Source organism: uncultured Ruminococcus sp. (assembly GCF_947301925.1).
Classification (GTDB): Bacteria; Bacillota; Clostridia; order Oscillospirales; family Ruminococcaceae; genus Ruminococcus.
Genome location: NZ_CAMYUE010000008.1, coordinates 102245 through 112977, shown reverse-complemented (window position 1 = coordinate 112977; position 10733 = coordinate 102245). Strand labels below are relative to the sequence as shown.

Here is a 10733-nt window from a genome sequence, read left to right as displayed (position 1 = left end):
TTTATTATACATCAGATTCCTTTTGTGGGGAATACGTCCTTTATTTGACGCTTACGATTTTTCGTATAGTCCCAGTAGGGATAAAATTATCTCTTGCTGTAAGGCGCATCGGCACTTGTATTTTATTCTATTGTTTGCGAAAATGCCTGCTTTACGGCACTTTCAGTGTATTAACTTCGCTTTTCTTTATCTTCGGTTTTCTGCGATTTTGTAACTTTAAAGACCAGATAAAGACCAGCGAAAGACCAAATCGTTTAGGCGTACTCCTGTTATTATACGTTAAGTGAGAACCGTGGTGAGAGCTGCTGAGAACTTTCACCGCATAACAATGGAGGTAATAATCATGAGCAGATATACAAGTGAACAGACCGCATACAGCCCACTGAAAAAGAAATACGTTCCGCTGTGGAGATTGGACACCAATACAGTGACCGTCACGCACTTCAATGCCGATACGCAGACCGAGGAGAGCAAGACCTACCACACCGATTTTATCAGGTATCATCTTCATTTCTCTGACAGCCATTGTCCCGATAGGCTTCGCAGGCTCGTCAATGAGGGTAAGATCATGCAGTACCTTGATGATATGGAACTGAAAGTCGGTGAAGCCATCTCTCGCCAGGTGAAGCTTTGGAAGCAGACTGATAGCTGTTATCAGAAAGCTGTCCTCGCAGGCGATACCGAGAAGATGCTCTGTCTTGAAAACTGCTTCATAAGTATGGCAAGAGAATCGGTGTTTGAGTGTATGGTTTATATTTGACTTTGAACGGCTGTGCCTTCGGGTGCAGCCGCTTTTGAAATAAAATTTATGAAAGCAATTTCTTTATCGATTCCACAAATTTTGTAGGTTTTTCATATTCGTAAATATCATTTGACAAATACTTAATAAAGTCTGATTCTGATATACCAATTCTATCCAAATTAGCACATATGACAGAATAGAAATTTTTCCCATCCTTGTCATTTGAAGATGACGTTCTATCATCATTTAAATAGTCTTTAATTATATCACTTAGCGAACGTTGATTGAAATACTTATCACCTAACAATTTTATGAAGTTTTTATCTGGTGTATCAACCAACTTGAATTTTAGGTATTTCTCTACACTTGGAATGGGTAAAAAACACTTAGGCAATTGTTTATATTCTTCTTGTTTGGCAATATTTTCTTTCACATCTCCATCAAAGATACTGATAATATGTTTTCCGACTCCTAAAGTATTGTATGTTACCATATCGTGATGTAATTTCAACATTTGATTACAACCTCCAGAAGGAAGAATACATATTAATTTACTTGATGCAAGATTGTTTTCACGAATAACTTTATCTACTATAGCTTTAGCTAATTCGTCTTCAACTAATAATAGGAAATCAAAACCATTTGGAATATAAAGACTTCTTATTGCATAATTTGGATAGCAAGGATTGATAACATCAATAGTCTTAGTGTCGTTTTCTAATAAATATATATTTCGAGGAGCTATTCTATGAATAAGTTCCGCAGAATGCGTTGAAAAATATACTATTATTTCAGAATCTGAATTCTTTATTAAATCCAATAAAAAGATGTGAAGTCTATCAATAGCGGCAGGATGTAAAGCTAATTCAACTTCATCAATTAACAATAATACTCGATCATAAGTATGCCTCTTTATGATGTTATTAATAAAATCTATTAATGATATCAGCATACTTTCGCCACTACTCATTTGATATTGGCTAATAAGTTTATTGGTTAATGTTCCTTCTATTTCATAAAAATATGGAATACCGATAAAGCCTTCTTCTTTTGCCACTTTTTTAGATTTAATCTTTTTTAGTGTTTTATACCATTTTTTATCATTATGAAGAATATAACCTAAAGTTTCAGCAACAAAAGTATCTGCTTCAATTAGTTTTTCATGAATATCTGCTTTACCAATGAATTTTGTAACTTTATTATAATCAAAAAAACGTGTTCCATAAAAAATGCTACCCTCATAGAAACCATTAAAACGAACATCTTGAGTATCATTATATGAGCCGTATTTATCTTTTACCTTTTTGCCAGTAGAAAGCTTATTATTCTTATCTGGTGTCCACCTATCATTTTTATCTCCGATAGAAATTTCAACATATGAATTTGGAGAAAGATCTTTAGATGTAATCATTTTAGCAGAAGAAGGCTTAATTACAAGAGATAATAGTAACATAAGCGTACTCTTACCACATCCGTTTTCTCCAACAAGAGCATACATACCTTTTTCAAATGGTAATGAAACATTCAAACTATTGATGTTTCTAATATCGCATATCTGTATATTTAGATTCATTATTTTTCCTTTCTAAAAAAATTATAATCTTTATGTACTTTATTTATGAGATGCAACTCATATTCAAATTGTTTTTATCTTTATCGTATCTTTTATTTTGTTATTGTTATTGTTCCATTGATTATTTCTGCATTTCTTTTAGAAGTAATGGTATATGGAATATCTGTAATATCCTTCAATAATAGTATTATTGAAGGAAATGCGACAGAAGTATTATGTTTGATATAATCAAACTTAATTTTTACAACATAACATTTATCAGTAGTGTAAGCCTCAAATCCAAAAACATCTGATAAGTAGTCCGTAAATCCTTCGCAAGCATCGTATGTTGATCCAAATATACCTTGAATTGGCTTAACAGGTGTTGGAACTTGTTTAGAGAGTTTAATCGAATCGGCATAATCCAAAAATTCAGCTGTAGAAGGAATATGGAATATTTCGTCTAAATCTCTATCATTCATTAGGTAATTCTTGTCATCTACACTCAACTCAGGAAATGTATCAACGGTAACAAGAGCGTCTTTGGGGACATACAACGAAACTTCCACATCTTCATCATAGTCGGTTCCAGCATTTGTTAGAATTAGCCCGAGAGATTTCAGTCCAGTTAATGCTTTGTCAGCCGAAATCCATTTTAGAAAATCTTGTATAGTGTCATATAGCTTGTATATTAAATCATATTTTCTTTTTTCTTGGTCAGAACCACTAACAGAGGAATACATTGGTAATGCATCTAATGATTTATGTAGATTTCCAAGATCAAAGAAATTCTCGTTTAATTCTATGTTGAGATGTTTAGCGATTTCTGTGATGTATGTCTTAATATTATTACTAATCTCTGCTGGGGGCATAAAAGATAAAGTTCCAGTAAGCAAAGGATTCCCTGTTATTTTTGCTGTCTTAATTGAGTCGATTTCAGAATAGTATTCTCTAATCTTCGCAATATACCCATTTTCGTCATATTCGTTTTTTAGTTTGAAATCACATATTACTGCATTATCAGAGATATGATTTTCTCGATCAAGCCCCTTTAACAATAGTGATGAATGTCTTTCGTTATTCATACTTTCAACAGTTTTTAAACTCAAATAGTATTGTGACAGATGTGCAAAGAAATCTCGTTTAAAATCATCAATAGAAGTATATGTAAAATAAATACCCCTATCCTTATATTTGTCTTTAAATGCTTTGACACGTTTAAATTCTTCTGAATCCATTTGTGACGGACTAAGTGGTTTGTCGCAAAAATACATAAAGACTTGTTTTCCATCATGAAGCATTATCTCTATTTCTTCTTCAGTACCAGAACCGTATTCATCTGTTGGCGTTCCAAACCTTGTCCACAAGATAGCAACGGCTGCGTCACAATCATTTACAAATTGCTTATTGAGAAGTGCTTGTGGTTTACCACCAGATTGAGGATATGAGTTTTTACTCCAATGCTTAGTTCTAATTGAGATACCAAGTGAATCTGCAAAAGTAGAATTAAATTGTTCCACCGAACTTTTTATACATTCTATTTCCTCTTTAACATCACCAGGACATGAAATAAGTAAATCGTATTGAGTTACATTTTTGGCCATCGTCATTCTCCTTAATGATTACTTAACTGCTTGTAATATTTTTCTCCACTCAGTCAATACTTCTTTTCCGAAAATAACATCATCAACTAACCCCATATTAAGTGCATCAACAAGTCTGACAGTATAAGATTTTCCCATCTCCCACCAAACTTTATAGCTATCAACGAAGATAACATGATGAATCTTATGACCAGTTCTTTGATATATTTCCTTTAACTCATATCCATCAAGCTGCGTTTCATAAACACCATCAGCAATTCTGCTACCGAAAGTAGTAGTGTAGTAGTATTCTTTTATCTCCCACACAAGCTTTGGAGAATACACAGAAGGATATGCTCCATCAAATCTTCGTGACAATCCACCAAGAAGGGAGTTATTATCAACAAGATAAGAAAGTCCTCTTGGATCAGGATCAAATGTATCTGCTCCCCCAAGTACTTCCTCAGCAATCATTGTTATGATGGCAGTAAAGAAGTTAACCTTTTTCTTGTCGCCTGACTGCTTGTTCATAATCAATTTAGAATCATACTGACGGCTGTTATATAAATCCATAAAGACTTTCTCAGCCTGTTCAGCATTCATAAGGTTGTTCTGGACGGTATTGTTTATTGCAGTAGCTCTTTTCTGCAAATATAAAGAAGCTTTCACTATTACATCATCGGGAACATTTATATTCTCTCTTTTGCACAATGCAGAAATTTCTTCAGGAGAATACGAACTTACCAATCCAGTTCGACGATTTGTATAGCCAAGCTTTTCGGAAATAAAGCGAATAAGTGACCAAAATGAATTATCTTCCATCGAAAACTCAGGAAAAGCTTTCATGTTTACTCCCCACTTTCAATTTGTTTAAATATCTCAGATATAGATACATCCAATGCATTGGCGATCCTATCTATATTTTCCAACGAAACATTTCTTTTGCCAAGTTCTACGTCGCTCATGTAAGTGCGATGAAGTCCGCTTAGATCAGCTAACGTTTCCTGTGAAATGCCCTTTTCTAACCGTATTTTTCGTACAACTTGACCGTATTTTAATAATATTTCGGATTTCATCTTGACACCTCCACTATTTTATATTATAATATATATGTATGAAATAAGTCTACAGACTTTAAGTTACAGGAGAGATAATATGATACCCGCTTTGTTAAAATGGATAGGAAATAAACAGCGTTTTGCACAAACAATAGTTTCCTACATTCCCGATAGTTTCAACAATTACTATGAGCCATTTCTCGGAAGTGGCGCTGTAATGGCTGAACTGCTCAATAGCACAAAAGAATGTAACGCCTGTTACGGCAGTGATATACTTCCTTTTCTTATTGATATTTTTTCTATGGTAAAGGATGATCCAGAGAGAATAAAGCAGTATTACTCAAAAGAAATTGAAGAATACTATCTTGATCCAGAAAAAAAATATTTGGAGATAAGAGATAGATTCAATACAGATTTTAACGCTTTAGATTTTTGCTTGCTTTCAAGAACTTGTTATTCAGGTGTCATACGTTTCAGGAAAGCAGATGGATATATGTCAACTCCACGAGGACCTCATAAGCCTATAGCTCCCGCAACATTTTCTAAGAGGGTAGATCAATGGCATAACCTCTTGCAAAAAGCCTCTTTTTCTTGTGAGGATTATAGAGATGCAATGGATAAGGCTGTAGAGAATGATGTTGTATACTGCGATCCGCCTTATACACACTCACAATCCATTATTTATGGTTCGCATCAGTTTAGTGTTGATGAACTGTTTCAAAAAATCGATGAATGCAAAAAACGTGGAGTGAAAGTGATTCTCTCTATAAACGGAACCAGAAAAAGTAGAAAAGAGGATATATCTGTTACTCCGCCTGAGGGATTATTTGAAAGGAAACTCTTTGTAAACTGCGGAATATCTATGATAGATAGATTACAGCATACAGGCGAAGAAATGATTGATAAAAAGGTGGAAGATCAACTTCTTCTAACATGGTAAGATAAAAGCTCAGGAACGATTAATCCTGAGCTTTTTTGATATCACCAGAATCGAAGTCCGCACAAAAAAGGAAAGAGCTAAGAAGCATCGCTCCTCAGCTCTATAAAATACATCTGTTACTGCTCGGATAATTCTTTCGTCAACTCCGCTGACAGAATATCTATCTGCATTTTCAGTTCCGCAACTATGTTCTCATCAGGCACTTGCGAGAAAGGAACGGAATACTGGGCAAGTTTAACAGCAGTTACCGCTGCTACATTTTCATTGGTTATCCTTAGTTCCTGAATTTTGGAAATAGCCTTTTCTCTATCTAAATACCTTGTATTCATGTAATCGTTGATTATCTGCTGACGCTCCTGTATATCTTTTCTGATAGAAGCAATATCATAAGCCTTTTTGATAGGATCGTTCATAATGTAATCTCCCTTCTGTTATTCTATCCCCGTAAACATCACCCGATAACTCAGCCCCGTAAACTCCCTGAGAAAGTCCATATCCGAGAAGTTCAGCCCATAGTTATGGGACTTGCCGCCCTCTTTACCTGTGTAGAGGTACTCCATCTTCTCCTGATCGAGATGCTCGGTACGGAGAGCTTCACGGTCGAAGCCTTTTTCTTTCAGGTGATAAAGGACTATGCGTGAAAGCTGCACCTGCACGATGCGGTAGCTCTCGGTGTCGGCACAATGGTCGAGAATACCCAAAATATCGAAGATAGTTTCTGCATCTTTAAGGTGGTCGGTATCATATTCGGCTTCGGGGCTGTACTCAATATACTTATCATTATTGAGGAACTGCACCGTACAATTCACATAAGGAATGATTTTGAGCTGTGTTTCCAGGCTGATCTCGCTTCCACGGCGCAGGCTCACCCAACGCTGTGATAGAGAGCTGACAGACTTGAACACGCTACGCTTTTTGTTGGCTTCGGGAATGATCGGTGTATCGTCCTCGTTTATCAGATAATCTATCGGAACATCGAAATATTCCGCTATCCTCGTTATCATTTCAAGGTTGGGCATACCGTCATTCACCCATTTGGTGACGGTCGCTGCCGAGATACCCAGCTCTGTGGCTAATGTCCTCGGCTTGATTCCTCTCTCATCGCAAAGTTCATTGTATTTTCTCCAAAAGACAGTCATTTTGTGTCCCTCCAATTTGTGCAAAAGGCAGAACTTAACTCGTTCTGATTATTTTTGCTTGACAAATGCTACTTAGGTAGCATATAATATATCTCAGAGATTGAAACGTGTTATTTCTTGATTTATTATAGCACATCATACGCAATCTGTCAAGAGAAATAAAAGAAAAATTACAAAAAAGAGGAAAACGACAAAATGATTAGTATTTCATGGGGAGAACCCCGACCATTGCGGCAGAGGACAGATGCAATTCCTTTTCCGCTCGATGCGTTGCCGACTGTCCTGCGAAACATGGCGCAGGCGATCTCGGTCACGACCTCCACCGACGTGGGAATGGCAGGAACGGCTATGCTCTCAGCCGTGGGCTACTGTTTCACTGGTCTGTATCGACTTGCAGGAAAAGCAGACCACACCGAACCGCCTGTGCTGTATTCAATCATTATAGCACAGCCTTCTGAAAGAAAAAGCCCTGTGATGCACTTCATCAAAGCTCCGTTCGACACCTTTGAGAGCAAGTACAACAAAGACCACCGTGAGGAAATGTACAAGGCTCAGCTGGACATTAAGGCACTGGAAGCCCGTGTGAAGCAGATCATCAAGTCTACAACCTTTAAGCCGCCGCAGGGCGTAACGCCTAAAAAAGCGGAAAAGCTCGCACAGCAGTTTGCTTTCGACTTTGAGAACCGCTGTAAAGACTATACGGAACTCAATGAGAATATGCGTTTCTCTGAACTTGCTGACTGGTACTTTGAGAATTACGCACCTGTTGAGCTGAAGCCGAGTACGGCGTATACCTATAAGGGACAGTACAACAATCATATAAAGCCCGTTATCGGCAATATGAAGCTGAAAGAGATCACAACTCCTAAGCTGACAAGAATCATGAAATCTATGACGCTTAATCCGCAGACGGTGAAGAAAGTCTATGTGGTTATTCAAAGCATCTTCCGCAGAGGTGTTGAGCAGGGCTTCATTCGTGAATCGCCTTGTCACAACGTTATTCTTCCGAAGAAAAAGGACGGAAAGAAGAAAATGTCCCTTGACGAGAGCGAGATCAAGCGATTTATGGAGCTTCTTGATACAAAACCGTGGGACGAGGACTTTAAAAGAATAGTCAAAGTATTGCTTTACACAGGAATGCGTTCGGGAGAATGCTTGGGGCTTATGTGGGAAGACATTGACTTTGATGAAATGACGATCACCATTAACCATAATCTCACTGATATTGGCGGTAAACACAAGCTCGGCTCACCTAAAACGGAGAGCAGTCGCAGGGTTATCGGAATGAGCGATGTCCTTGCTTCTATTTTCAGGGAGCAGAAAGCCTATATCGACAGAATGTCGGCAGCACTCGGAAAGAACTTTGCTCACCCCGAAATGGTATTCACATCTGCACTGGGCAACTATCGAGACAGGAATTCTGTATACCATTCTCTGAAACGCTTCACTAAGGGAACGGAGTTTGAAAATCTTACCCTGCACCAGCTCAGGCATTGTAATGCTACACTCTTGCTGAACAGCGGAGTTGACCTCAAAGTGGTTTCGGAGCATCTCGGTCATCGGGATATAAATATCACAGCCGATATTTACGCTGACGTACTGAAAAGCACAAAGGCTAAGGTTGCCGATCTTATAACCCTTAAATTGTCCTGAACGCAAAATATCCGTCCCGAATGATCGAGACGGATATTAAAAATCTTTCGATAAAGACCAGACAAAGACCATGACGAATTTGTAAGGTCTGAAAAGTGCCGAAAATACGGCGATTTGAGATAAGTCTGATTATCTCTTTGAGAACTGGGGAGCACGACGTGCGGCCTTGAGACCGTACTTCTTTCTCTCCTTCATTCTGGGGTCACGAGTGAGGAATCCGGCCTTCTTGAGTGTGGGACGGAGCTCAGCATCGAACTCGAGAAGAGCTCTTGAGATACCATGTCTGATAGCACCGGCCTGACCTGTAACGCCGCCGCCTGCAACTGTGCAGATAACGTCGAACTTCTCAACATTGTCTGTGAGAGCCAGGGGCTGACGAACGATGAGCTTGAGAGTCTCGAGACCGAAGTAGTCATCGATGCCTCTGCCGTTGATAGTAACATTACCCGAGCCGGGGTAGATTCTTACTCTTGCTACGGAGTGCTTTCTTCTGCCTGTGCCGTAGTAGTATTTTACCTTTGATTCGTACATTTAAAAGCACCTCCTATTAAAGCTCGTAAGCAACAGGCTTCTGAGCCTCCTGCTTGTGATTAGCGTCCTTGTAAGTTCTGAGTCTCTTGATCTGAGCTCTGCCGAGGCTGTTGTTGGGAAGCATTCCGTTAACAGCGATAGTCATAGCTCTGTCAGCCTGCTCAGCCATCATATCCTTGTAAGCGATGGACTTGAGGCCGCCGATCCAGCCTGTGTGCCAGTAGTACTTCTTCTGCTCCAGCTTTCTTCCTGTGAGGACAGCCTTTGCGCAGTTGATAACGATAACGTGATCTCCGCAGTCTACGTTGGGAGTATAAGTGGGCTTGTGCTTGCCTCTGAGTATGTGAGCAGCCTTAGCAGCAACTCTACCGAGGGATTTGCCCTCAGCGTCGAGGATATACCAAGTACGGCTTACTTCAGCGGGCTTTGCCAGTGTAGTTGACATAAATTTTTCCTCCTGTAATAAATTTCCAAAACGGAGCGCGAGTACGGAAACAAGAGGCAGAACCTCTGACGGGACATCGGAGGCCGCTGCCTCTTGCTTCCCGGAAAACGCAGTATCCGTTTACAGTGCAAGAATTATTATACACGATAAAAAAGTGAATGTCAAGGCTTTTTCGGAGATTTTTTCAATATATATCCCTGTTTCTCTGTCAAACGCTCTGTTTTTCTCTCTTTCTCTCTCTTTCTCACGTTTCATTTCAGTTTTGGAAGGTAGAAAAAGGAGACGCTATTTCACGGAATTGTGTGCAATTTTACGAGCCGTTGGCTGAATTGAGAATGTAGGAGCATATATTATCCTCTCACAGAAAAAGGGTATGATTTTTGTGCAAAACTGCCTTTGATTTTGATTTTTGAAAATGCTAAAATATAATAAAGAACGTGTAGCAGTTTCTGCGTAAGTCCGGTTACTTGCTTCACGTTCTATTTTTTTGCGGGGTGATACTTATGTATAAGATAAATGATATTGTTATGTACGGTACATTCGGTATATGTAAGATCACGGCGATAGAAAAGCGTGATCTTACGGGAGAGGAACGGGAATATTACATTCTCAGGCAAAAAAATTCGGAAAAGAACGTTTTTTATGTTCCTGTAGATAATGAAACTGCACTCAGCAATATACACTATGTATGTTCGAGATCGGAAGTTGACGAGCTTATCTCGCACATGAACTCTGAGGACGTTATATGGATCGACAATGATATTAAACGCAAGGAGGAATACAGCCGTATTATAAAAAACGCAGACAAGCATGAGATGATAAGGCTTATAAAAACACTGTACCTCCGCAGAAAGGAGCTTTCCCAAGAGGGCAGGAAGCTGCGTTCCTCAGATGAAAAATATCTTGATCTTGCGGAAAATATGCTTTTTGAAGAGTTTGCCTATGCTCTTGACATAGACAGGAGCGAAGTTGTTGAATATATCGAAAAGCATATAGCTTGAATTTTGTGAAAAAACACCATTTGAAAAATAAAAAACAGCTGATATAATTAATAATGTAAAGAACGTGTAGCAAATATCTGCGTAAGTCC

The 10733-nt window shown here is 38.5% G+C and carries 12 protein-coding genes; 4 read left to right on the top strand and 8 right to left on the bottom strand.

Annotation, left to right across the window (positions count from 1 at the left end; translation table 11 throughout):
- Positions 1-343: 343 nt before the first annotated feature.
- Positions 344-760, top strand: coding sequence for a hypothetical protein (locus Q0Y65_RS10635; protein ID WP_297959537.1), 417 nt, complete (start codon positions 344-346; stop codon positions 758-760).
- A gap of 46 nt (positions 761-806) precedes the next feature.
- On the opposite strand, the gene Q0Y65_RS10630 is transcribed toward Q0Y65_RS10635, so the two are convergent.
- The 4 genes from Q0Y65_RS10630 to Q0Y65_RS10615 form a co-directional block, all read right to left on the bottom strand.
- Entirely contained in the window at positions 807-2315 is a 1509-nt protein-coding gene (locus Q0Y65_RS10630; protein ID WP_297959535.1) for an ATP-dependent endonuclease, read from the bottom strand.
- A 92-nt stretch (positions 2316-2407) separates the two neighbouring features.
- Positions 2408-3898 carry a hypothetical protein gene (locus tag Q0Y65_RS10625; RefSeq protein WP_297959533.1) on the bottom strand — a complete coding sequence of 497 codons (1491 nt, stop codon included), beginning with the start codon at positions 3896-3898 and terminating at the stop codon, positions 2408-2410.
- Positions 3899-3916: 18 nt separating this feature from the next.
- The gene (locus Q0Y65_RS10620) at positions 3917-4723 is read right to left on the bottom strand and encodes a hypothetical protein (protein ID WP_297959503.1); all 807 of its coding nucleotides are present in this window, start codon (positions 4721-4723) and stop codon (positions 3917-3919) included.
- A gap of 2 nt (positions 4724-4725) precedes the next feature.
- Positions 4726-4953 (bottom strand): helix-turn-helix domain-containing protein, encoded by a 228-nt coding sequence (locus Q0Y65_RS10615; protein WP_297959501.1) that lies wholly within the window; start codon positions 4951-4953, stop codon positions 4726-4728.
- A 79-nt stretch (positions 4954-5032) separates the two neighbouring features.
- On the opposite strand from Q0Y65_RS10615, the gene Q0Y65_RS10610 reads away from it, so the two are divergent.
- Positions 5033-5875, top strand: a complete 843-nt coding sequence (locus Q0Y65_RS10610) for a Dam family site-specific DNA-(adenine-N6)-methyltransferase (RefSeq protein ID WP_297959499.1) — start codon at positions 5033-5035, stop codon at positions 5873-5875.
- Positions 5876-5991: 116 nt separating this feature from the next.
- On the opposite strand, the gene Q0Y65_RS10605 is transcribed toward Q0Y65_RS10610, so the two are convergent.
- Complete coding sequence (locus Q0Y65_RS10605) at positions 5992-6288, bottom strand: hypothetical protein (RefSeq protein WP_297959497.1); 297 nt, start codon at positions 6286-6288, stop codon at positions 5992-5994.
- 18 nt (positions 6289-6306) lie between these two features.
- Positions 6307-7014: a helix-turn-helix domain-containing protein gene (locus tag Q0Y65_RS10600; protein ID WP_297959495.1), complete on the bottom strand. Its 708-nt coding sequence runs from the start codon at positions 7012-7014 to the stop codon at positions 6307-6309.
- A 291-nt stretch (positions 7015-7305) separates the two neighbouring features.
- Between Q0Y65_RS10600 and Q0Y65_RS10595 the strand changes: the two genes are divergently transcribed.
- Positions 7306-8667, top strand: a complete 1362-nt coding sequence (locus Q0Y65_RS10595; RefSeq protein WP_297959493.1) for a tyrosine-type recombinase/integrase — start codon at positions 7306-7308, stop codon at positions 8665-8667.
- Between the two features lie 129 nt (positions 8668-8796).
- Here Q0Y65_RS10595 and rpsI read toward each other — a convergent pair whose 3' ends face one another.
- On the bottom strand, positions 8797-9198 hold the full coding sequence (gene rpsI / locus Q0Y65_RS10590; protein ID WP_028519760.1) for a 30S ribosomal protein S9: 402 nt from the start codon (positions 9196-9198) through the stop codon (positions 8797-8799).
- Positions 9199-9214: 16 nt separating this feature from the next.
- Positions 9215-9643, bottom strand: coding sequence for a 50S ribosomal protein L13 (rplM, locus tag Q0Y65_RS10585; protein ID WP_297959491.1), 429 nt, complete (start codon positions 9641-9643; stop codon positions 9215-9217).
- Positions 9644-10146: 503 nt separating this feature from the next.
- On the opposite strand from rplM, the gene Q0Y65_RS10580 reads away from it, so the two are divergent.
- Positions 10147-10644, top strand: a complete 498-nt coding sequence (locus Q0Y65_RS10580) for a CarD family transcriptional regulator (protein ID WP_297959489.1) — start codon at positions 10147-10149, stop codon at positions 10642-10644.
- Positions 10645-10733: the final 89 nt, after the last annotated feature.